Below are 21,203 nucleotides of genomic sequence, written 5' to 3' on the forward strand. Positions count from 1 at the left end.
TTACTTTTGTAACTAACAAGAGGCTCAGCCAAGATGAAACAGGATTTTGAACTACAGAATTTCCTGCCTTACATGCTCAATCAGGCGGCAGAGGCTTCGGGATTGGCGTTTCAAAAACACTACAAAGATCGCTACGGCATGCTACGCACCGAATGGCGGGTATTGTTTCATCTGGGGCGTTATGGCGGGTTGACCGCAAAAGAAATCGGCAGCCGGGCACGCGTGCATAAAACGAAAATCAGCCGGGCGGTGGCAGCGCTTGAGGCAAAGCGGTTCCTGACCCGCACAGAGCAGCCAAACGACCGCCGCCACGAAACCCTGTCGCTCACACCCGCAGGGCATAGCGCCTTTGAGGAAATTTGCAGCGCTGCCCAGCGCTTTGACGACCGGATTGCGACGCGGTTCACAGCGCATGAGGTGGCGGTGCTGCGTAAGTGTCTGGCGCAGATTGCGGGGCGCGGGTCTGCACGCGAGGATTCCAGCATCTAATTCCGCGATAGACTGTTGACTCACGCAAATGCGCTCCTTACCTACGCTGCGTTATCACTCGCACCCGGTGAGTGCTAACATGGGAGAAACTCGAACTGGAGAAGTTCTGAAATGGCATTTACACCACTTCACGACCGTGTACTGGTCCGTCGCCTTGAAGGTGACGAAAAGACAGCAGGCGGCCTGATCATTCCTGACAACGCCAAAGAAAAACCAGCCGAAGGCGAAGTCGTCAGCGTTGGCGAAGGTGCCCGTAAGGACAGCGGCGAATTGATCGCAATGTCCGTCAAGGCAGGCGACAAAGTGCTGTTCGGCAAATGGTCCGGCACAGAGGTCAAGATCGACGGCGAAGACCTGTTGATCATGAAGGAAAGCGACATCCTCGGCACACTTTAAGCCGACGAAATCGCCCCTACTACTTATCTAATTCAAGGAGCACATGAAAATGGCTGCTAAGGACGTCAAATTCGACACAGATGCACGCAATCGCATGCTGACAGGTGTCAACACCCTTGCCAACGCGGTGAAGGTTACTCTGGGCCCCAAGGGCCGCAACGTTGTTCTGGACAAATCGTTCGGCGCACCGCGCATCACCAAAGATGGTGTATCCGTCGCCAAAGAGATCGAGCTTGAAGACAAGTTCGAAAACATGGGCGCGCAGATGGTCAAAGAAGTGGCCAGCCGCACCAACGACGAAGCCGGTGACGGTACAACAACAGCCACAGTTCTTGCTCAGGCGATCGTTCGCGAAGGCATGAAATCTGTCGCTGCTGGCATGAACCCAATGGACCTCAAGCGCGGCATCGACCTTGCAACGCTGAAAGTTGTTGAAGCCATCAAAGGCGCAGCCCGCCCTGTATCTGACAGCGACGAAGTTGCGCAGGTTGGTACAATCTCTGCAAACGGCGAAGAAGAAATCGGCCGTCAGATCGCGGACGCGATGCAGAAGGTTGGCAACGAAGGCGTCATCACTGTTGAAGAGAACAAAGGTCTTGAGACAGAGACTGATGTTGTAGAAGGCATGCAGTTCGACCGCGGTTACCTGTCCCCTTATTTTGTCACCAACCCTGACAAAATGACGACAGAGCTGGAAGACGCGATCATCCTGTTGCACGAGAAGAAACTCTCTTCCCTGCAGCCAATGGTTCCGCTGCTCGAGTCTGTCATCCAGTCCGGCAAGCCCCTCCTGATCATCGCAGAAGATGTTGAAGGCGAAGCACTGGCCACACTCGTTGTGAACAAGCTGCGCGGCGGTCTGAAAATCGCTGCTGTGAAGGCGCCAGGCTTTGGTGACCGTCGCAAAGCCATGCTGCAGGACATCGCGATCCTGACAGGTGGTCAGGTGATTTCCGAAGACCTCGGCATGAAGCTGGAAAACGTCACAATCGACATGCTGGGTTCCGCCAAGCGCGTGGCCATCACCAAAGACGAGACAACCATCGTCGACGGTGCCGGCGACAAAGGCGAGATCGAAGCACGTGTTGCTCAGATCCGTGGCCAGATCGAAGAAACAACCTCCGACTACGACCGTGAAAAACTGCAAGAGCGTGTGGCCAAACTGGCTGGCGGTGTTGCTGTGATCCGCGTCGGCGGCATGTCCGAAGTGGAAGTCAAAGAGCGTAAAGACCGCGTTGACGATGCCCTGAACGCGACACGTGCCGCTGTTCAAGAAGGTGTTGTTGTCGGTGGCGGTGTTGCCCTGATCCAGGGTGGCAAGGCGCTTGAGGGTCTGGAGGGTGCAAACTCTGACCAGAGCGTTGGTATCTCCATCGTGCGCAAAGCCATCGAAGCACCATTGCGTCAGATCGCTGAAAACTCCGGCGTCGACGGTTCTGTTGTTGCGGGCAAAATCCGTGAAAGCAATGACGCCGCATTCGGCTTCAACGCGCAAACGGAAGAGTATGGCGACCTGTTCAAGTTCGGTGTCATCGACCCTGCCAAAGTTGTGCGCACAGCGCTGCAAGACGCTGCCTCTGTTGCTGGTCTTTTGATCACAACCGAAGCGATGGTCGCAGACAAGCCAGCCAAAGACGGCGGTGCAGCTGCCGGCGGCGGCATGCCCGACATGGGCGGCATGGGCGGCATGATGTAAAATGCGGCTTGGGCTCTGCCCAAACGCGTTTCGCATGCGATAGGGTTTTGCTTGCAAACACCCAGAACATGCAGCCTTGAAGAATAGGAAAGGGCGGCTCTCTCCAGAGCCGCCCTTTTCTCATCCCGTAGGGTGGGTGAAACCCACGTGCCTGCATCGTCGCTGTTTCGGCGCGTGGGTTTCACCCACCCTACCGATCCGTTCGTTTGATCTCATAGGTCACACAAGGCACGTCATAATGCGTCTGGATACCGATGTAGGTCATGCCCAACCGCTCCATCACACGTGCCGACGCCTTGTTCTCGGGGTCTGTCACGGCCACCAGACGGCTTTCACCAATCACATCAAACCCATAGCGCATCACGGCCCGACCCGCCTCGGTCGCATAGCCCTTGCCCTGCCCCGCAGGACGCAATCGCCAGCCAATCTCAAGCGGGTTGGTCTCGACATGGGCCAAATGCTGCAAGCAAGCCGCGCCAACCAGCGCCTCTGCTTCCCGCTCAATCACCGACCACCAGCCAAACCCGTTTCGCGCCCAGACGTGCTGCTGCCGCGCGATACTTGTCGCAACCTCTTCTCGCGTCTGAGGTGGCCCGAGGTGGCGCATCACCTCTGGGTCAGAATTCATGGCATACAGACCATCAAGATGCGCAGGGGCGTATGGAACAAGCTGCAGGCGTTCAGTGATGATAGTAGTGTCTGCTGCTGTCATCATTTGCCCCCTCGTATTTCGACCACGATAGGACACGCGGTGTTGTCGGCAAAGCCCCCTTTCCATTCGCTGCGATCCAGTATCAACTCTGCCAAAATACCAAGGGGATCAGACATGCCAGACATCGGCGTCATCGGCCTAGGGCGCATGGGGACTGCCATCGCCCAGCGCCTGCAATCGCAAGGCAAACCCGTCACCAGTTGGACACGCAGCGGCCGCGCTGCCGAGGGTGTCAGAATTACACTTGACCTTGCCAGCGCAGTGGCGCAAAGCGACATCCTGATCCTCAGCCTATATGACGATGCAGCCGTCGCCGATGTGCTGGAACAGATGTTGACGCTTGATGTGACCGGCAAGTTGATCATCGACACCAGCACCGTTCTGCCGACCGTCCTTACCGACCGTCATGATCGCATCACTACTGCGGGTGCAAAGGCTGTTGACGCGCCCATCTCTGGCGGACCGGAACTGGTGGCAGCAGGACGTTGCGGCATTTTTATTGGTGGTGACGATCATGCGGCAGGATCCGCGCAAAAGGCGCTAACAGCGCTGTCGGATCGTATTTTCCACGTCGGCCCATTAGGCGCTGGCCTGGTCATGAAAACCGTGAACAACGCGATGTTGCAGGTCTATATGCAAGGGCTGGAAGAACTGTTGCCATTGGCCAAACGGGCGGGGCTACCGCTGGAAACAGCCATCACCATCCTTAGTGGTGGCCCGGCGGGCGTGCCCATGGTGCGCGACCGCATCCCCAAGGTTCTTGGCGCAGACAAGACCGTTGGATTCCCGATCTCGGCGATCCTCAAGGACAATAGGATCTTCAAAAATGTGCTTGCGGCCTATGATCTGCAATCCCCCGTTTTGGATATGGCAGGCGATCATCTGGACCGCGCTATTGCTGACGGGCGGGGCGATGCCGACCCCGCGCAATTGATTGCAGCCTTCTATGACCGTGGATAAGACACCCAACACATGACACCGCTGAAAACCTTTGCACTGACATGCGTGATCATGTGCGCCTTTGCCGCCAATTCCCTGCTGAACCGGCTGGGTGTTGCAATTCAACACATGGACCCGATGGATTTTGCCACAGTGCGCACGGCTGCGGGGGCTGTGATGCTTTGGGTGCTGGTGATAGGACGGAATGGCCCAAAACCCGCCCTTTTCAAGGCTCGCCGGTTTGCGGGCGCGGCGGCGCTTGCCGTTTACATGGTAGGGTTCTCTTGGGCATATATCACGCTGGATGCTGGCCTTGGCGCATTGATCCTTTTTGGCGTGCTACAGATCGTTGTCTTCGGCTGGGCCGTGGTCGAAGGCGGGCATATTCCATTGCTGCGCTGGGTCGGCGCAGCGATTGCGCTGGCAGGGCTTTGCGTGTTGCTTTGGCCGTCGGGTGAGGCCGCTTTGCCTTTGGGCGGAGCGCTTGCCATGACCGTCGCTGGGGCGGCCTGGGCGGCGTATACACTTCTGGGACGTGGTGAGGCAGACCCATTAGGCGCAACGGCAAGCAACTTTCTGTTGTGCCTGCCGCTGGTGGCCGCCGTAATGCTGGCGACGCAGATCGGACCAATGCCCATTCCAGGCGTGATCACCGCAATCATCGCTGGGGCTGTCACCTCAGGGCTGGGGTATGCGCTGTGGTATCGGGTGCTGCCCAGCTTGCCCACAACCGTTGCTGGCATTGCACAGCTGAGCGTGCCGGTGATTGCAGTTGCGGCAGGCGTGGCCCTTCTGGGTGAAGACCTCAGTGCGCGCCTGATCATTGCGGGGGCTTTGGTACTTGGTGGGATCGCGGTTTCGCTCTCTGTGCGACGTTAGGTTTCTTGCATGCGGCCCTTTTGTCACCGCGTGCCCGTGCTAGATATATCTAATGAGCCGTCTTTTTGCATCAATCATCGGGGCTTTCATGGCCACCTCTGCTGCCGCGCAGGAATGCGTGGTCATGCTCCATGGTCTTGCACGGACCGAGATTTCCTTTACCCCCATGCAACTGGTGCTTGAGGACGCAGGTTATCAGGTCATCAATCGCGGCTACCCATCAACAACTGCACCGATCCAGACACTGGTTGAGGAACATCTGACCGAAGATGTCGCCGCTTGCGGTCATAACCGGGTCAACTTCGTGACCCACTCGATGGGCGGTATCCTTGTACGCGCATGGCTGACCAACAACCGCCCCGAAAAGATGGGCCGCGTTGTGATGCTGGGCCCACCCAATGGTGGCTCTGAGTTGGTGGATATCTTTGGTGATTTTGAACCGTTTCAATGGGTAAACGGCCCGGCGGGACTGCAGCTTGGGACCGATGAAAGCAGCCTGCCCAATCAGCTTGACCTACTGCCCTACGAGATTGGAATTATCGCCGGGGATCGCTCGCTCAACCCGGTTTACTCTGCCCTGATCGACGGGCCGGACGATGGCAAAGTCTCTGTCGCCTCAACCCGGCTCGAAGGCATGCAGGATCACATTGTTTTGCCGGTGACGCATACCTTCATGATGAACAATCCACTTGTGATGGAAGAGGTGATGCTGTTCTTGCGAGAAGGCCGTTTCAATCACAACCTCAGCTTGATGGATGTCATGTTCGATGACGACTAGGGCTGGATAATCCGGTTCACATGGCCCATCTTGCGGCCCGGTTTGACCTCTGCCTTGCCGTATAGGTGGATCGCCGCGTCGGTCTTGGCCAGGTCCGGCACCCGGTCCATATCGTCACCGATCAGGTTCTCCATCACGACAGCTGCGTGGCGTGACCCATCGCCCAATGGCCAACCAGCAACCGCCCGCATGTGCTGCTCAAACTGGCAAATCGTGCAGCCGTTTTGCGTCCAGTGACCAGAATTATGCACACGCGGTGCGATTTCATTCACGATCAGACCCTGCGGTGTCACAAACAGCTCCACCCCCATGACACCAACATAATCCAGCGCATTCAGGATGCGCGCAGCAATCAACACCGCATCGGTGCGCTGCGACGGGCTCAGCTTTGCGGGCACCGTGGTGGTGCGCAAAATGCCAACCTCATGCACGTTTTCACCCGGGTCATAGCAGGCCACTGCCCCGTCAGGGCCGCGCGCGCCAATGACTGAAACCTCATGGCTGAAATTGACAAACCCTTCAAGAATCGCAGGCGCACCAGCCATATCAGCGAGCGCACCCACCGCATCATCCGGCGTCATGATCCGCGCCTGCCCTTTCCCATCATACCCAAGGCGGCGGGTCTTGAGGATGGCTGGCGTTCCAATGCTGGCAATCGCCGCATCAAGGTCAGCCGCATTCGCTACATCTGCAAAGGGGGCGGTTTGCAGGCCAAGCTCTTGCAGAAAGGTCTTTTCCGTCAAACGGTCCTGACTGGTGGCCAAGGCCTGTCGGCCCGGATGGATCGGAGCAAGCGCTTCAAGCAGATCAAGGGCCGAGGTCGGGATGTTTTCAAATTCATAGGTGATGACATCGACGGCATTCCCAAAGGCAGTCAACGCAACCTCATCATAGTAACTTGCCGTTGTCACCTGATGGGCAACATCGCCAGCAGGCGCACCTGCGCCGGGTTCAAAAATATGGGTTTTCAGGCCCAGCCGTGCTGCGGCCACAGACAGCATGCGGCCCAACTGGCCACCACCCAGAATGCCAATGGTCGCCCCAACAGGCAGCGGCCTATTCATCGGTTGGCTCATCGGGAATAGAGGCGCTCAGGTCGCTACGCCATTGGTCCAGACGGGCAGCCAAATCAGCGTCCTGGAGCGCTAGAATACCTGCGGCCATCAGGCCACCATTCTTGGCCCCTGCCGCACCAATCGCCATCGTTGCCACTGGAAAACCGCGCGGCATCTGCAAAATCGAATACAGACTGTCCACACCCGAAAGCGCATTGGTCTGCACCGGAATACCGATCACCGGCACGCGGGTCTTTGACGCCATCATGCCAGGCAGATGCGCTGCACCTCCGGCCCCGGCAACAATGACCTGCAATCCACGATCCACTGCCGTCTTGCCATAGTTCCACAACCGATCAGGCGTGCGGTGCGCCGAGACGATCTTTGCCTCATAGGCGATCCCCAATTCATCAAGAACGTCCGCCGCTTCGCGCATGGTGGGCCAATCTGATTGACTCCCCATGATAATGCCGACTTGAGGTTTGGTCATGTGCCTGTCCCACCTTGAAAAGGAAGCGGCACTATAGCCATGGCAGACCGCACTGCAACGCCTGTCAGGCGATAATATCAGGCAGAATGCGATCTTCGAGCTGGGTGATCTGATCCTTGAGAAAGAGTTTCTGCTTTTTCAGCCGTTTGAGCGTCAGCATATCAGCCGCACCCCGCTCGTGCAGGGCGGCAATCGCCTCATCAAGATCACGATGCTCGTGACGCAGCACCTCCAGTTTCACCCGGAGCACCTCGGTCTGTTCCATCTTGGCGGTTGTGTTCATCGCGGGGTTGCTCAATTCCTGTTCTTTGGATGTAGTCTAGCGCGGGTTGAGGCGCATTTGCTACGACTTCCTCTTGATCATATGGGGTCTCCACCCCATATTTTTGACAAAGGTCGCCGTAGACGGGGCCTGAAACCTGACAGTCGCTTAAAAAGGGCATGTCTTATGACAAAATTGGCTTTGGGAACGCACCCATTCCTTTTGGGGTTTGAACAGCTGGAACGGCTGGTTGAACGGACCGCAAAGAACGGCAACGAAGGCTACCCACCTTACAATATCGAACAAACCTCCGAAAACTCCTATCGGATCACACTGGCCGTCGCCGGTTTCGCCGAAGGTGATCTTGCAATCACCGTGGAAGACAGCGCGCTTGTTATCCGTGGACGGCAATCAGATGACAGCGACGGCAGGGTTTTTCTGCACCGGGGCATTGCGGCCCGACAGTTCCAGCGTTCATTCGTGCTCGCTGACGGTGTCGATGTGGGCGAGGCGGTGATGGAAAACGGCCTGCTCCACGTCGATCTGACACGGGCAGAGCCGGAACGGATCGTGCAAACCATCAACATCAAGAAAGGGTAAGACATGGATACGAAGTTTGACCTCGAAAAGATCGGCCAAGATGTCGTCTATGTGAAACCTATTCTGGCAGCCGATCTGCCTGCCGACATGCAGGAACAAGTCGGTGATCTGGAAGAATTATTCGCCGTCCACAATGCATCAGGCGAACAGTTGGCCGTCGTAGCCGACCGTAAGCTGGCGTTTCATTTGGCCCGCGAAAATGACATGAACCCGGTGCGTGTTCACTGAATTAAGTAAGGTGGATCTTCATCCACCTTACCCTTATGCTTTGATCAGCCCCATGCTTTCCAGCTTCAAGATCACTTGATGTGCGCAGTTGTCCACCGGCACACTTTCGGTTTCCAGCCTGATCTCGGGGTTTTCGGGCACATCATAGGGGTCGGAAATCCCCGTGAATTCCTTGATCTTCCCCGCGCGTGCAAGCTTGTATAGCCCCTTGCGGTCGCGCCGTTCGCATTCTTCGATGGATGTCGCCACATGCACCTCGACAAAGGCACCAAAGGCCTCCACGTCCTCGCGCACGGCACGGCGTGTTGTGTCATAGGGCGCAATCGGCGCACAAATGGCGATGCCGCCGTTCTTGGTGATTTCTGACGCGACATAGCCAATGCGGCGAATGTTCAGATCACGATGTTCCTTGCTGAACCCCAATTCAGACGACAGGTTCTTGCGCACGATGTCACCATCTAGCAAGGTCACAGGCCGCCCGCCCATTTCCATCAACTTGACCATCAGCGCATTGGCAACGGTCGATTTGCCAGACCCTGAAAAGCCGGTGAAGAACACGGTAAAACCCTGTTCCGCCCGTGGCGGCCGCGTCTTGCGCAGCTCTTCGACCACCGCAGGGAAAGAGAACCATTCAGGAATCTCCAAACCTTCGGACAGACGGCGGCGCAGCTCTGTCCCCGAGATATTGAGGATCGTGACATTGTCCTTATCCAAAATCTCATCTGCTGGTTCGTATTGGGCGCGGTCCTGCACATAGACCATGTGCTTAAAGTCGACCATTTCGATGCCCATCTCGTCCTGATGCGCGCGGAACAGGTCCTGCGCATCATAGGCGCCGTAGAAATCCTCGCCGGCGGAATTCTTGCCGGGGCCTGCGTGATCACGCCCCACGATGAAATGGGTGCAACCGTGGTTCTTGCGGATCAGCCCGTGCCAGACCGCCTCGCGGGGGCCCGCCATACGCATGGCGAGGTTTAGCAGGCTCATCGTCGTTGTGGATGACGGGTATTGGTCGAGCACCGCCTCGTAACAGCGCACGCGGGTGAAGTGATCAATGTCGCCGGGTTTGGTCATACCCACAACAGGGTGGATCAGTAGGTTGGCTTGCGCCTCTTTCGCGGCGCGGAAGGTCAGTTCCTGATGCGCGCGGTGCAGCGGATTGCGGGTCTGGAAGGCCACAACCTTGCGCCAACCCAACTTGCGGAAATACGCGCGCAGCTCATTGGGCGTGTCGCGACGGCCGCGGAAATCGTAATGCACGGGCTGCTGGATGCCTATCACCGGGCCACCCAGATAGACGGCGCCGGCGCTATTGTGCAGATAGTTGACCGCCGGGTGTGCCGGATCATTGGCACCGAAAACCATCTCGGCCTCATGCGCCTTATTCGGCACCCATTTGTCGGTCACAGTCATTGTGGCAAGGATCACGCCTTCTTGGTCGCGCAGGGCAATGTCCTGACCCAACTCTACCGTTGCGGCAAAATCTTCAGAGACGTCCAAGGTGACCGGCATCGGCCACAACGCCCCATCTTCCAGACGCATTGTGTCCACGACGCTGGTATAGTCAGCCTCTGACAGGAAACCCTTGAGCGGGTTGAAGCCGCCGTTCATCAACAGCTCCAGATCACAAATCTGACGCGGGGTCAGATCGTGGCTGGTCAGCTCTGCGGCGTCCAGTTTCATCTTCTGGGCGCTGTCGTAGGACACATAAAGTTCAGGGATCGGGGTCAAATCCTGGGCCATAAAATTCTCAAATACCATGCGGTTGCGGTTGAGCGAGGCATAGACCTTGCCACCCAAGAAAGTCTAGCAGGCAAAGCTAAAAAGACGAACGTCCCACATTCGGGGATGAATGCAAAACATCGGCGCGTTGGTTGGGTGGATAGCGTAACGGCGCTACTGCATAAACACCCAAGACACAGACGTACCATCTACAGATAGCGCCGCACCCTGCCCCCTGTTTCATGAGAATAGCGCGACATGTCAGCACTCAGGCGCGGTGCATGCGGCATAGCGCACCGATTGACCATCACGATGAAACTGAAATTCCTGACGGATCACGCCATCCAGAACACTGTCAGTATTTTGTGCAAAGACGATACAATAGAGGTTCGTGTTCAGCGCTGTGAACAACAGGTGGCGCCTACTCCGCCGCTTCCATTGTCTGGCTGTCTTCCATTTCCGCAATGAACTTCTCAGCGTCCAGAGCGGCCATGCAGCCCATGCCAGCCGAGGTCACAGCTTGCCGATAGACGTGATCTGTCAGATCGCCAGCGGCAAAGACACCGGGAATTTCGGTCTTGGTCGTGCCCGGCGCCACTTTGACATAGCCGCCGTTGTGGGTTTCCAGCTGATCCTTGACCAACTCAGCCGCCGGGGCATGGCCGATAGCAACAAACACACCCTTGGCCGGAATTTCGGTGATCTCGCCGGTCGTGGTATGTTTGACGCGAACGCCTTCCACGCCCAACGGGTTATCAGTGCCAAAGACTTCTTGGACTTCGTGGAACCAGAGCGTCTCAATCTTGGGGTTGTTGAACAGGCGGTTCTGCAAGATCTTCTCGGCGCGCAACTCATCACGGCGATGCACCAACGTGACCTTGGACGCGAAGTTGGTCAAAAACAGCGCTTCTTCCACAGCAGTGTTGCCACCACCCACCACGACAATCTCTTGACCGCGATAAAAGAACCCGTCGCAGGTCGCGCAGGCGCTGACGCCGAAGCCCTTGAATTTTTCTTCAGTAGGCAGGCCCAACCATTTGGCGCGCGCACCGGTGCAAAGGATGACAGCATCTGCTGTGAAAACAGCACCGCTATCGCAGGTCGCCGTAAAGGGCCGATTTTGCAGGTCCAGCGACGTGACGATATCCCCCACAATCTCGCACCCCATGGCGCGCGCGTGAGCCTCCATGCGCACCATCAGGTCGGGACCTTGCACCTCGGTATCGCCGGGCCAGTTTTCAACCTCGGTTGTTGTGGTCAACTGACCACCCGGCTCGATGCCTTGGATCAGCACTGGCTCCAGCATCGCGCGGGATGCATAGACGCCCGCAGTATAGCCCGCAGGGCCAGAGCCGATGATCAGAACTTTGACGTGGCGAGTATCGGTCATGGTAGCCTCTTGCGGGTTGGGGTGATCCCGATATAGCTGCGCTTTACCGGTGATGAAAGAGGGCACAGAACACCAAAAATGGTGCGTTCTTTTGTTGCGGCCCTTTGAAATATTGTTGCGCAGCGACACAATGTTGCGTATCATTTGCAAAAATATCAGGGAACAAACGATGCCAGGCACAAAACTCGACGAAATCGACCGGATGATTCTGGCAGAGCTTCAGGCGGACGGTCGTATGACAAATGTCGAGTTGGCCAAACGTGTTGGCATTTCCGCCCCGCCCTGCCTGCGCCGGGTGCGCACGCTGGAGGAACAGGGGTTCATTCAAGGCTATCACGCCGACGTCAATCCCCGCGAGTTGGGCTTTGAAGTGCAAGTCTTTGCCATGGTAGGTCTGGTCAGTCAGGCCGAAGCCGACCTGAGCGCCTTTGAAACCCGTTGCCAAGGCTGGCCCTTGGTGCGCGAGTGTCACATGCTGAACGGCGAGGTGGATTTCATCCTCAAATGCGTGGCCCCTGATCTGCGGACCTTCCAACGGTTCCTGACCGAGGAACTGACCAGCGCTGAAAACGTGGCTTCGGTCAAAACTTCATTGGTCATTCGCGGTGCCAAGGATGAACCGGGCGTACCCTTTGACGTGCTCGAAGCGCGATTGGCACAAGAGGCCTAGCGGCTGACGATCGCGGCCAGCTCGGCCGCTGCATCCTGCAATGGGTCTAGGAATTCGGTTAATTCGGGAAGGTCGTGGCGCAGTTCGGGCGCGTGGATGGACAGGGTTGAAAGCAGCCTGCCCCGGTCATCCGTGATCGGCACGGCAATCGCGGTCATGCCTTCCATGAATTCCTGATCGTCAGCAGCATAACCGCGGTTGCGTGTCAGTTCCAACTCCTGACGCAGTTCGTCAGGGTTAGTAATCGTCTTCTCGGTCTGCTTGTTGAGAGTGTAGTTGCGCAAGAAGCGGTCAAGGTAGTCATGTCTGAGCGTGGACAGATACATCTTGCCACTGGCCGTACAATGAAACGGCACCTGCGTGCCCACAGGCAGTTGGATGCGCAACGGCCAATGGGTTTCAACCCGGTCAAGGTAGAACATGCCGTCGCGCTCTGGGATCGCCAGATTGCAGGTCTCGCCCACCTTGATGGCTAGCGCCTTGAGCACCGCAAGGCGCACCGTGCGCAGATGTTCCGACGAAAGCGTATTGGTGGCCAGCAATCGCATCCGCCGGCCCGGACTGTAGGACCGCCCGTCAATATCGCGTTGCAGGAACCCTTCTGCCTCGGCTGTGGCAAAGAGACGGTGAATGGTGGGTTTGGGCAGGCCCATCACCTCATTCACCGTTGCCGGGGTCACAGGCACACCGACCTTCGCCACCTCCTCTAGCAAAAAAAGCAGCCGGAGGTTGGTTGGAATTTGGCCGGAGTTGCCTTCATTTTCGTCAGTCATTGTCACCTTACTGTCCCGGCAGGATTGCCAATGCTGTTTGCGGAACAAGTGCTACAAAGAACCAAACGCTGATCAATGCAATCAGATAAGGCACAATATAGCGCAACAGTCGGAAATACGGCACGCCCGTCACACCTGACGCCACATATAGGTTCAAACCGTATGGTGGCGTAACAAACCCGATGGAGGCACCAACAAGGAACACAACCGCAAAGTGGATCGGATCAATACCAACCGACGCCGCGATGGGGGCCAGGATAGGTGCAAGAATGATTGTCACCGGCAGGGATTCAAGAATCATCCCGGTCACAAACACAATCGCCATCGATGTGAACAACACCGCATAATAGCCGCCCATACCGGTGACAAAGTCACCGATAAAGTCTTTGGCGCCCAGCGATGACATTACCTGCTGCATGGCAACTGAAACCGCAATCAAAGGCACAAGGATGCCCGAGATCTGTGCAGACCGTGATACGATCGACGGGATCTGTGGAAGGGTGAAGCCTTCGACAACGAACATCGATCCATAGCTCTTTTGTTCGACAGGAAGTTCAGCAGAGCTGCCCATGATCTTGTTCAGCGGATAAGATACCAGACCAATGAACACACAAAAGCCCACGGTGACACCCGCCGCCTCGGTCGGTGAGAAACGACCAGTGTAGATACCCCAAAGCACCAGACCGATGGCAAAGAAGCCCAACCATGCGCCGATGCCCGTCTTGACCATGCGCGAAATCGACAGACCGATCAAAACGCCCCAGCCGTTAATCGTGCAGATGATGAAAGCCGCCGTCATCATGCCCAGAACCATCAGCGATCCTGGAATGATACCCGCGACAAACAGATCCGAAATCGGCAGGTTCATCAAGAAACCGTAAACAATGAAAATGATCGATGGCGGGATGATGATACCCACCGTGCCGCCCGCTGCAGCCGTGGCAGCAGAGAAGCGTTCATCATAGTTACCTTTCACCATTTCGGGGTGCAGCATCGAACCAATGGTCGCTGTCGTCGCCGAATTGGAACCAGAGATCGCAGCGAAAAGGCCACAAGCCGCAATAGATGCCATTGCAAGACCGCCACGTAGCCACCCCAAACAAGAATAAGCAAAATCCGACAATCGTCGGGCAATCCCTGATTGGTTGATCAGATCGCCGGTCAGAATAAACAGCGGCATCGCCAGCAGGGCAAAGCCTTTGCTGAACACGTTGATCAACTCATTGCCGGTATTGGCCAAAGGCAGCTCAATCACAAAGCTGATACCGATGACCCAGTAAAAGATGATCAGCAAAACAGGCGTGCCCAGCATAAAAAACAGCGTCACGGCCAGAGAGATAAGCGTAATCCATGTACCGTCAGACATCACACGTCCCCCCCGATAACAGCTTGTTTGATAATCGGCGTACCAGCCTTGTAATTGTTGTAGTCCTCAAGCCAGTTGCCGATCACGCGGCCTGACATCAAGGTAAAGGCGATCGGCACGGTGATGTAGAACCACCACTTCATGACGTCGTCGACGCCGTCGACCAATTGAAAGTTGTCAGCTGACAGCGCAGTAAACCGCAGCGATGTTGTAATCGCGATCCAGCAAAAACCGAACCAAAGGACGGCATCTAGGGTCAGCGTCGCCATTTGGCCTGTTGGAGCCATCTTGGAACGGAATTCGCTAAAGCTCAGGTGCGTGCGCAGCTTGACGTTATAGGAACAGGCGAACCAGGCCATAACCATGAACAAGAAGGGCGGCACTGTTGTTGACCCAGACCACTGGCTTGAAAAGACAAAACGGTCAATCACACCCCAACAGATGATGCCTGCAATGATCAAATACATGACCACTGATGTGGTTCGTTCCAGGTGCCTCTCCAAGAATGGTACTTTGGCATACATGATATGCGCCACGAGGCCGCCCAGGAAAGTCAGGACGAAACAGAACAACCACATGCCGTCCGCATCGAACGCCTGGCGCATGTCCCACGTACTGCCAGAGAAGATGGCCGGTATCACCGCCACCGCTTCAGCCAATATCGACATCTAGGTTCCCCCCTATTGTGTCAGAGTGCCGCCGCTATGGGGCGGTCTTATTGATGTGAAACGGGCCGGCCGAACTCCTCATTCGGCCGGCCCCATTCGATGTGTTAGCGAGTGGTCGGGTTAGCTCTTCCACCAGCGACGTGGTTCAACATTCTCTGGCAGTGTGTCTGCAGAGATCGTGCGTACCTCGTCATAGATTTCCTGATACGTATCCAGACCACCGGACCAGCCGTTCAGACGCTCGCGCCACTGTTCCCACAGTTGCGGCTGGAATTCAGGTGAACACATTTCTTCGGCTTTACGAATCTCTTCTGCAGAGAGGAACGCGTTGCGCACGTTATTCTGAGCAAAGATCGTATTTGGAAGCTGTGGATCAGACTGACCCACTGTGTTGATCAGAGCCACTTCGTTGGCAGCCTGAACATGTGTCTGCGCCCAATAGGACGACTCCATCACCGCATCCTGCAGATACCCATCAAGGCTATCAAAGACAGAGGCAGACATGGCTGTGTGCTCTGTACCGCAGAAGAAGTTCAGGTGAACAGATTGAGACACAACCGGTGCCATGTTCGCATATGCAACCGCAGACGCCCATGTTTCCGCACCATCGATCAGGCCTTGCTTGAGACCATCAAGTGTTTCTTCCCATGCCACCGGAACCGGGTTCAGGTTCAACGCTTCCATCGCGATGCGACCAAGCTGTGTGCCTGTGACACGGTTCTTTGTACCGGCCAGCTCATCAATTGATGTCACTGTTGGCTTGTCTTCAAAGTTCAGACCCAGCTGGATGCCGCGCAATTCAGCGTGGCTGAACAGGAACTTCAGACCGTGACGCTTCTCATAAGGTTCACGCAGCAACGCCATAGAGGCTGGTGAATAGAGGAAGTGATACTGGTCCGCGCGGTTACGGAACATATAGGCATAATCCAGCACGTTCAGATATGGCGCACCACCGGCAGAGTTCTGTGTTGATGCCGCATAGATATCAACGATACCCTGCTGCGTTTTCTCAACACATGATGTCTGACCGCAGATCTGGTTGTCGCCGATGAATTCAACGCGAATCTCACCATCGGTACGCGCTTCAAGGTCACGTGCAAATTCCAATGCACCCGCACGCTCGATCAGCAGGTTGCGGGCGTTAAAGCCAGCAGCACCAAATTTCAGCGTGAATTTGGCATCTTTTGCGAAACGACGCTCGTAGGTCGATTCTGCCGCTGATGCCAGGTTTGCAAGGCTCATCGCCCCGCCAAACGTGCCCGCCGCCATCAGCGTCGAGCTCATCCCGTATTGCCCTGCCAGTTTGAACAGATCACGGCGCGAAATGCCGCTTAGTTTATCTCCAACCTTCATGTTTTCCTCCCATGTTGTCGATTATTGAGACTTTTCGTTTCAAAAAAGCCTAGTATAGTCTGACCGTTCTGCATAGAGTTTTCTCACATCAAGGGGGAGAAAGAGCATTGGAAGCCGATTTTATCATTGTTGGGGCGGGGTCTGCGGGCTGTGTCGTGGCCAATAGGCTCAGTGCAAACCCAGCCCATAAGGTGATTCTGCTTGAGGCGGGTGGTCGTGACCTGAACCCATGGATACACGTTCCGGTGGGCTACTTTAAAACTATCCACAATCCCAAGGTTGACTGGTGTTACAAAACGGAACCAGATCCTGGCCTGAATGGGCGGTCCATCGAATGGCCCCGCGGCAAGGTTCTGGGCGGGTCTTCGTCCCTGAACGGATTGCTTTATGTCCGCGGCCAACCGCAGGATTATGATCGTTGGCGTCAGATGGGAAACAGTGGCTGGGGCTGGGACGATGTGCTGCCGCTGTTCAAACGCGCCGAAAAGAACGAGCGCGGCGCAGACGAATTCCACGGCGATCAGGGGCCGCTATCGGTCTCCAACATGCGTATTCAGCGCCCGATCACTGATGCCTGGGTCGCCGCAGCACAAGCGGCAGGCTACAAGTTCAACCCCGACTACAATGGGGCCGATCAAGAAGGCGTCGGTTTTTTCCAACTGACGTCACGCAATGGCCGCCGGTGCAGCACGGCTGTCGCTTACCTCAACCCGGTAAAGTCTCGCGAGAACCTGCAAATCATCACCCATGCCCAGGTCGAAAAAGTCGTTTTCGAAGGCAAGCGCGCCACGGGTGTCACTTACACCGACCGCAGCGGCAATCTACAGACGATCAAGGCGCGCAAGGAAATTATCCTCTCTGGCGGGGCTATCAACTCGCCCCAGATCCTGATGCTTTCGGGCATTGGAGAGGCCGCACAACTGGCCGAAAACGGGATCGACGTTGTCAACGACCTGCCGGGCGTCGGAAAGAATATGCAGGACCATTTGCAGGCACGACTGGTTTATAAATGCAATGAGCCCACGTTGAACGACGAGGTCAGCTCGCTCTTTGGTCAGGCCAAGATCGGTTTGAAGTACCTGATGTTCCGCTCCGGCCCGATGACGATGGCCGCTAGCCTTGCCACAGGGTTCCTTAAGACGCGCGAGGATGTGGAAACACCCGACATTCAGTTCCACGTGCAACCACTATCCGCTGAAAACCCCGGCAAAGGGGCTGACAAGTTTTCAGCCTTCACGATGTCGGTCTGTCAGCTGCGGCCTGAATCCAAAGGCGAGATCAGGTTGCAGGGAAGTGATCCCAAGACCTATCCCAAGATCATCCCGAATTATCTGTCCACAGAAACAGACTGCCGCACGGTTGTCGCAGGTGTGAACATCGCCCGCACCATCGCAAGGCATGCGCCACTGACCTCAAAAATCAGCGAAGAGTTCCGTCCTCATGCTGACTTGCCGATGGATGACTACGACGCAACGCTGGACTGGGCGCGCAACAACACCGCGTCGATCTACCACCCCACTGGCACCTGCAAGATGGGCACAGGCAAAGAAGCGGTTGTGGACGAACGTCTGCGCGTGCGTGGCATCGAAGGGCTACGCGTTGCCGACTGTTCAATTATGCCAGAGATCGTGTCCGGCAACACAAACGCGCCTGCCATCATGATTGGGGAAAAGGCGTCAGATCTGATTTTGGCTGACGCCTAACCACATTTCGAATAGCCGCATGACCCACAGGTCATGCAGCCTTCGACCATACGCAGGTCAAAAGACCCGCAAGACGAACAGGCCTTGCCCTTGGGTCCGCCATTGATCGCGACCACATCCGCCTGCGGATCGGCCTTTAGCCCCATGCCTTCGCCCGCAAGGAACCCGATTGCGATCATGTGTTTTTCGATCACCCCGCCAATCGCGGCGAGGATTGATGGCACGTATTTGCCCTGCATCCATGCACCACCACGCGGATCGAACACGGCTTTGAGTTCCTCAACCACAAACGACACATCACCCCCGCGCCGGAACACCGCTGAGATCATACGAGTCAGCGCCACGGTCCACGCAAAATGCTCCATATTTTTGGAGTTGATGAAGACCTCAAACGGACGCCGGTGCCCTGCAATCACCAAATCATTCACGGTGATATAGATCGCATGCTCACTATCTGGCCATTTGAGCTTGTAAGTCGCACCCTCCAACTCCTGCGGGCGGTCCAGCGGTTCGGACATGTAAACCACCTCTGCGCCCTCATCCCCGGTTGTCACTTGGGCGGGGACTTCAGATGGTGACGCCTCCTCTGACACGGACAACACAGACCCGGTCACATCATTGGGTCGGTAGGTTGTGCAACCCTTACAGCCCTGATCCCAAGCGGCCATGTAGACCTCTTTGAAATCATCAAAGCTGATGTCCTCGGGGCAGTTGATCGTCTTTGAGATTGATGAATCAATCCACTTCTGCGCTGCGGCTTGCATGCGCACATGATCCAGAGGGGCCAGTGTCTGGGCATTCACAAAGTAGTCCGGCAGCGGTTCGTCACCCTTCAGGTCACGCCACATCTGCACGGCATAGTCGACAACTTCTTCCTCGGTCCGGCTTCCATCTTTTTGCAAAACCTTTCGTGTATAAGCATAGGCAAACACGGGCTCGATCCCCGACGACACATTGCCCGCGTAAAGGCTGATCGTTCCGGTGGGGGCAATTGAGGTGAGCAGTGCATTTCTAATCCCATGCTCCGCAATCGCCTCGCGTACATCCTTATCCATCGCCTGCATCGCGCCACTGGCCAAAAACTGGTCCGCGTCAAACAGGGGAAACGCCCCCTTTTCTTTCGCCAAGTCAACCGACGCCAGATAAGCGGCCCGCGCAATCTGATGCATCCATGTGTCGGTCTGCGCTGCGGCCTCCTCTGACCCATAGCGCAAGCCAACCATCAACAAAGCATCCGCCAGACCAGTGACCCCCAGCCCAATCCGGCGCTTGGCGCGCGCTTCAGCTGCTTGCGCCTCCAACGGAAAGCGCGAGGCATCTACAACATTGTCCATCATGCGCACAGCCGTCGCGACCAATTCGCCCAGCGCGTCTTCGTCCAGCGCCGCCGCATCCCCAAATGGGTCCGCCACCAGCCGCGCCATGTTGATCGACCCCAGCAGACACGCACCATAGGGTGGCAAAGGCTGCTCTCCGCAGGGGTTCGTCGCTGCAATCGTCTCGCAATAGTTCAGGTTATTCATCTGATTAATACGGTCGATAAAGATCACGCCGGGTTCAGCATAATCATAGGTCGATTTCATAATCGCATCCCACAGATCACGGGCCTGCACGGTGCGATAAGTTTCACCGCTGAACACCAGATCCCACGGGCCATCGGCCTTCACCGCTTCCATGAATGGATCGGTGACCAGCACGGACATGTTGAACATGCGCAGGCGGGCGGGATCCGATTTCGCGGTGATGAATTCTTCTACATCCGGGTGATCACACCGCATGGTCGCCATCATCGCACCCCGGCGGGATCCGGCAGACATGATCGTGCGGCACATCGCGTCCCAGACATCCATAAATGACAAAGGGCCGGATGCATCCGCAGCAACACCCTTCACATCGGCGCCCTTGGGACGGATGGTCGAGAAATCATAGCCGATGCCGCCACCCTGCTGCATGGTCAGCGCTGCCTCTTTGAGCATATCAAAGATACCGCCCATGCTGTCAGGCACCGTGCCCATGACAAAGCAGTTGAACAAGGTCACCGACCGCGCGGTTCCAGCGCCTGCCGTAATGCGACCAGCAGGCAAATATTTGAAATCAGCCAAAGCGTCGTAGAACTTGCCTTCCCACGCCTTAGGGTCATCCTCGACCGAGGCCAATGATGTGGCAATGCGCGTCCAAGTATCTTTAACCGTCTTATCAATCGGGGTCCCGCCCGCTTCTTTGAACCGGTACTTCATGTCCCAAATCTGTTGTGCGATGGGGGCTGAGAACGCGGTCATGGCAGGGAATCTCCTCTTGGCGGCAGGCAAGGTCTACATCTTACGTGTTGGGATTTCACTTTGGAATGGTGAATCAGAGCGTCTCGACGTCACATAGAAATTTCAATCATCATGAATCGCGTTCGACCAAAGAGAGAGGCAGAGAATTGTGATGCCCGTCAGGTTGAAAATGCGGTTGGTCAACATCGCCGCAGGCGTAGTGTGTACCACATATAGTGGTTGATCTCAAGATTTACGCCACATAAGACTTTACTCCGACGCGCATTGATTACCGGCCACTGCGCCTTACTATTAGCATCCCGAGGGAATTGATGTCGAAAACTGTCCACATGCTCAAACTATCCGTCGGCACTGAAGATGTGGCGGGGCTCGCAGCATGGCAAGCGACAAAGCGCGCGCAGTCCGACGACGGTTTGCCGCGCCACATCACCCGGATGTGGCCCAAGCGTGGCGACGAAGTCCTTAACGGTGGGTCTATTTACTGGGTGATCAAAGGCGTGATCCTCTGCCGACAACCCATCCTACGGCTTGACGAACACCTGTCCGCCGACGGGATTCGCCGCTGTGCAATCACCTGCAAACCGGGGCTGGTGCGGGTGGAAGCGACCCCAAAGCGTGCTTTCCAAGGCTGGCGGTATCTGCCCATTGGCGACGCCCCCCGCGATCTGCCTGAAGGACGACAGGACGAAGAGGCGCTGCCGCCCGAGCTCTCCAAAGCGCTCGCCGCGATTGGCGTGCGCTAAGTCCTGTGCCAT

23 protein-coding genes are annotated in these 21,203 nt (G+C 56.4%); 11 read left to right on the top strand and 12 right to left on the bottom strand.

Annotated features, from left to right (window positions below; translation table 11 throughout):
* The first annotated feature begins 33 nt into the window (after positions 1-33).
* The 3 genes from DHN10_RS16560 to groL all read left to right on the top strand — a co-directional run bounded on the left by DHN10_RS16560 (position 34) and on the right by groL (position 2,581).
* Positions 34-489 carry a MarR family winged helix-turn-helix transcriptional regulator gene (locus DHN10_RS16560; RefSeq protein ID WP_108816460.1) on the top strand — a complete coding sequence of 152 codons (456 nt, stop codon included), beginning with the start codon at positions 34-36 and terminating at the stop codon, positions 487-489.
* Between the two features lie 111 nt (positions 490-600).
* A complete protein-coding gene (locus tag DHN10_RS16565; protein WP_108816461.1) occupies positions 601-885 on the top strand; it encodes a co-chaperone GroES in 285 nt (94 codons plus the stop codon).
* A gap of 49 nt (positions 886-934) precedes the next feature.
* Positions 935-2,581, top strand: a complete 1,647-nt coding sequence (gene groL, locus DHN10_RS16570) for a chaperonin GroEL (RefSeq protein WP_108816541.1) — start codon at positions 935-937, stop codon at positions 2,579-2,581.
* A gap of 190 nt (positions 2,582-2,771) precedes the next feature.
* Here groL and DHN10_RS16575 read toward each other — a convergent pair whose 3' ends face one another.
* A complete protein-coding gene (locus DHN10_RS16575) occupies positions 2,772-3,293 on the bottom strand; it encodes a GNAT family N-acetyltransferase (RefSeq protein WP_108816542.1) in 522 nt (173 codons plus the stop codon).
* Positions 3,294-3,407: 114 nt separating this feature from the next.
* Between DHN10_RS16575 and DHN10_RS16580 the strand changes: the two genes are divergently transcribed.
* From DHN10_RS16580 to DHN10_RS16590, 3 genes are read left to right on the top strand one after another with little or no spacing between them, the layout of a single operon-like run.
* On the top strand, positions 3,408-4,253 hold the full coding sequence (locus DHN10_RS16580) for an NAD(P)-dependent oxidoreductase (protein ID WP_159087028.1): 846 nt from the start codon (positions 3,408-3,410) through the stop codon (positions 4,251-4,253).
* Positions 4,254-4,274: 21 nt separating this feature from the next.
* Positions 4,275-5,111 carry a DMT family transporter gene (locus DHN10_RS16585; RefSeq protein WP_108816543.1) on the top strand — a complete coding sequence of 279 codons (837 nt, stop codon included), beginning with the start codon at positions 4,275-4,277 and terminating at the stop codon, positions 5,109-5,111.
* Positions 5,112-5,163: 52 nt separating this feature from the next.
* The gene (locus DHN10_RS16590) at positions 5,164-5,889 is read left to right on the top strand and encodes an esterase/lipase family protein (protein WP_108816463.1); all 726 of its coding nucleotides are present in this window, start codon (positions 5,164-5,166) and stop codon (positions 5,887-5,889) included.
* Here DHN10_RS16590 and DHN10_RS16595 read toward each other — a convergent pair.
* The 3 genes from DHN10_RS16595 to DHN10_RS16605 form a co-directional block, all read right to left on the bottom strand.
* Positions 5,886-6,953, bottom strand: a complete 1,068-nt coding sequence (locus tag DHN10_RS16595; RefSeq protein WP_108816544.1) for a 5-(carboxyamino)imidazole ribonucleotide synthase — start codon at positions 6,951-6,953, stop codon at positions 5,886-5,888. The genes DHN10_RS16590 and DHN10_RS16595 overlap by 4 nt on opposite strands.
* Positions 6,946-7,434, bottom strand: coding sequence for a 5-(carboxyamino)imidazole ribonucleotide mutase (gene purE, locus DHN10_RS16600; RefSeq protein WP_108816464.1), 489 nt, complete (start codon positions 7,432-7,434; stop codon positions 6,946-6,948). The genes DHN10_RS16595 and purE overlap by 8 nt, the downstream gene beginning before the upstream one ends.
* 64 nt (positions 7,435-7,498) lie before the next feature.
* Entirely contained in the window at positions 7,499-7,717 is a 219-nt protein-coding gene (locus tag DHN10_RS16605) for a YdcH family protein (RefSeq protein ID WP_108816465.1), read from the bottom strand.
* Between the two features lie 165 nt (positions 7,718-7,882).
* On the opposite strand from DHN10_RS16605, the gene DHN10_RS16610 reads away from it, so the two are divergent.
* Positions 7,883-8,296: an Hsp20 family protein gene (locus DHN10_RS16610; RefSeq protein ID WP_108816466.1), complete on the top strand. Its 414-nt coding sequence runs from the start codon at positions 7,883-7,885 to the stop codon at positions 8,294-8,296.
* Positions 8,297-8,299: 3 nt separating this feature from the next.
* The gene (locus tag DHN10_RS16615) at positions 8,300-8,524 is read left to right on the top strand and encodes a DUF1150 family protein (protein ID WP_108816467.1); all 225 of its coding nucleotides are present in this window, start codon (positions 8,300-8,302) and stop codon (positions 8,522-8,524) included.
* Between the two features lie 33 nt (positions 8,525-8,557).
* Here DHN10_RS16615 and DHN10_RS16620 read toward each other — a convergent pair whose 3' ends face one another.
* The 3 genes from DHN10_RS16620 to trxB form a co-directional block, all read right to left on the bottom strand.
* Positions 8,558-10,285 (bottom strand): bifunctional sulfate adenylyltransferase/adenylylsulfate kinase, encoded by a 1,728-nt coding sequence (locus DHN10_RS16620; RefSeq protein WP_234417165.1) that lies wholly within the window; start codon positions 10,283-10,285, stop codon positions 8,558-8,560.
* Positions 10,286-10,507: 222 nt separating this feature from the next.
* The gene (locus tag DHN10_RS19770) at positions 10,508-10,657 is read right to left on the bottom strand and encodes a hypothetical protein (RefSeq protein ID WP_159087029.1); all 150 of its coding nucleotides are present in this window, start codon (positions 10,655-10,657) and stop codon (positions 10,508-10,510) included.
* Between the two features lie 10 nt (positions 10,658-10,667).
* Positions 10,668-11,636 (bottom strand): thioredoxin-disulfide reductase, encoded by a 969-nt coding sequence (trxB, locus tag DHN10_RS16625; protein ID WP_108816468.1) that lies wholly within the window; start codon positions 11,634-11,636, stop codon positions 10,668-10,670.
* A gap of 169 nt (positions 11,637-11,805) precedes the next feature.
* On the opposite strand from trxB, the gene DHN10_RS16630 reads away from it, so the two are divergent.
* A complete protein-coding gene (locus DHN10_RS16630) occupies positions 11,806-12,306 on the top strand; it encodes an Lrp/AsnC family transcriptional regulator (RefSeq protein ID WP_108816546.1) in 501 nt (166 codons plus the stop codon).
* Here DHN10_RS16630 and DHN10_RS16635 read toward each other — a convergent pair.
* From DHN10_RS16635 to DHN10_RS16650, 4 genes are all read right to left on the bottom strand, one after another.
* On the bottom strand, positions 12,303-13,079 hold the full coding sequence (locus tag DHN10_RS16635; RefSeq protein ID WP_108816469.1) for an IclR family transcriptional regulator: 777 nt from the start codon (positions 13,077-13,079) through the stop codon (positions 12,303-12,305). The two genes, DHN10_RS16630 and DHN10_RS16635, sit on opposite strands and share 4 nt — an antisense overlap.
* A gap of 7 nt (positions 13,080-13,086) precedes the next feature.
* Positions 13,087-14,445: a TRAP transporter large permease gene (locus DHN10_RS16640; protein WP_108816470.1), complete on the bottom strand. Its 1,359-nt coding sequence runs from the start codon at positions 14,443-14,445 to the stop codon at positions 13,087-13,089.
* The gene (locus tag DHN10_RS16645) at positions 14,445-15,113 is read right to left on the bottom strand and encodes a TRAP transporter small permease (RefSeq protein WP_108816471.1); all 669 of its coding nucleotides are present in this window, start codon (positions 15,111-15,113) and stop codon (positions 14,445-14,447) included. Before DHN10_RS16645 ends, DHN10_RS16640 begins: the two co-directional genes overlap by 1 nt.
* Before the next feature lie 120 nt (positions 15,114-15,233).
* Positions 15,234-16,466, bottom strand: coding sequence for a TRAP transporter substrate-binding protein (locus DHN10_RS16650; protein WP_108816472.1), 1,233 nt, complete (start codon positions 16,464-16,466; stop codon positions 15,234-15,236).
* Between the two features lie 107 nt (positions 16,467-16,573).
* Between DHN10_RS16650 and DHN10_RS16655 the strand changes: the two genes are divergently transcribed.
* Positions 16,574-18,169 carry a GMC family oxidoreductase gene (locus tag DHN10_RS16655; RefSeq protein WP_108816473.1) on the top strand — a complete coding sequence of 532 codons (1,596 nt, stop codon included), beginning with the start codon at positions 16,574-16,576 and terminating at the stop codon, positions 18,167-18,169.
* On the opposite strand, the gene DHN10_RS16660 is transcribed toward DHN10_RS16655, so the two are convergent.
* Positions 18,166-20,448: an adenosylcobalamin-dependent ribonucleoside-diphosphate reductase gene (locus DHN10_RS16660; protein WP_108816474.1), complete on the bottom strand. Its 2,283-nt coding sequence runs from the start codon at positions 20,446-20,448 to the stop codon at positions 18,166-18,168. The two genes, DHN10_RS16655 and DHN10_RS16660, sit on opposite strands and share 4 nt — an antisense overlap.
* 311 nt (positions 20,449-20,759) lie before the next feature.
* On the opposite strand from DHN10_RS16660, the gene DHN10_RS16665 reads away from it, so the two are divergent.
* Complete coding sequence (locus DHN10_RS16665) at positions 20,760-21,191, top strand: DUF1489 family protein (protein WP_108816475.1); 432 nt, start codon at positions 20,760-20,762, stop codon at positions 21,189-21,191.
* Positions 21,192-21,203: the final 12 nt, after the last annotated feature.

The organism is Loktanella sp. Alg231-35, assembly GCF_900143545.1.
Lineage (GTDB): Bacteria > Pseudomonadota > Alphaproteobacteria > Rhodobacterales > Rhodobacteraceae > Yoonia.

Excerpts from the sequence above, each read along its gene's own strand:
- DHN10_RS16665 (WP_108816475.1), top strand. The coding sequence starts at position 20,760 with ATGTCGAAAACTGTCCACATGCTCAAACTATCCGTCGGCACTGAAGAT.
- DHN10_RS16590 (WP_108816463.1), top strand. The coding sequence starts at position 5,164 with ATGAGCCGTCTTTTTGCATCAATCATCGGGGCTTTCATGGCCACCTCT.
- DHN10_RS16620 (WP_234417165.1), bottom strand. The coding sequence starts at position 10,285 with ATGGTATTTGAGAATTTTATGGCCCAGGATTTGACCCCGATCCCTGAA.
- DHN10_RS16575 (WP_108816542.1), bottom strand. The coding sequence starts at position 3,293 with ATGACAGCAGCAGACACTACTATCATCACTGAACGCCTGCAGCTTGTT.
- DHN10_RS16610 (WP_108816466.1), top strand. The coding sequence starts at position 7,883 with ATGACAAAATTGGCTTTGGGAACGCACCCATTCCTTTTGGGGTTTGAA.
- DHN10_RS16660 (WP_108816474.1), bottom strand. The coding sequence starts at position 20,448 with ATGACCGCGTTCTCAGCCCCCATCGCACAACAGATTTGGGACATGAAG.
- DHN10_RS16635 (WP_108816469.1), bottom strand. The coding sequence starts at position 13,079 with ATGACTGACGAAAATGAAGGCAACTCCGGCCAAATTCCAACCAACCTC.
- DHN10_RS16580 (WP_159087028.1), top strand. The coding sequence starts at position 3,408 with ATGCCAGACATCGGCGTCATCGGCCTAGGGCGCATGGGGACTGCCATC.
- purE (WP_108816464.1), bottom strand. The coding sequence starts at position 7,434 with ATGACCAAACCTCAAGTCGGCATTATCATGGGGAGTCAATCAGATTGG.
- DHN10_RS16615 (WP_108816467.1), top strand. The coding sequence starts at position 8,300 with ATGGATACGAAGTTTGACCTCGAAAAGATCGGCCAAGATGTCGTCTAT.
- DHN10_RS16595 (WP_108816544.1), bottom strand. The coding sequence starts at position 6,953 with ATGAATAGGCCGCTGCCTGTTGGGGCGACCATTGGCATTCTGGGTGGT.
- groL (WP_108816541.1), top strand. The coding sequence starts at position 935 with ATGGCTGCTAAGGACGTCAAATTCGACACAGATGCACGCAATCGCATG.
- DHN10_RS16650 (WP_108816472.1), bottom strand. The coding sequence starts at position 16,466 with ATGAAGGTTGGAGATAAACTAAGCGGCATTTCGCGCCGTGATCTGTTC.
- DHN10_RS16605 (WP_108816465.1), bottom strand. The coding sequence starts at position 7,717 with ATGAACACAACCGCCAAGATGGAACAGACCGAGGTGCTCCGGGTGAAA.
- DHN10_RS16640 (WP_108816470.1), bottom strand. The coding sequence starts at position 14,445 with ATGTCTGACGGTACATGGATTACGCTTATCTCTCTGGCCGTGACGCTG.
- DHN10_RS16630 (WP_108816546.1), top strand. The coding sequence starts at position 11,806 with ATGCCAGGCACAAAACTCGACGAAATCGACCGGATGATTCTGGCAGAG.
- trxB (WP_108816468.1), bottom strand. The coding sequence starts at position 11,636 with ATGACCGATACTCGCCACGTCAAAGTTCTGATCATCGGCTCTGGCCCT.
- DHN10_RS16645 (WP_108816471.1), bottom strand. The coding sequence starts at position 15,113 with ATGTCGATATTGGCTGAAGCGGTGGCGGTGATACCGGCCATCTTCTCT.
- DHN10_RS16560 (WP_108816460.1), top strand. The coding sequence starts at position 34 with ATGAAACAGGATTTTGAACTACAGAATTTCCTGCCTTACATGCTCAAT.
- DHN10_RS16565 (WP_108816461.1), top strand. The coding sequence starts at position 601 with ATGGCATTTACACCACTTCACGACCGTGTACTGGTCCGTCGCCTTGAA.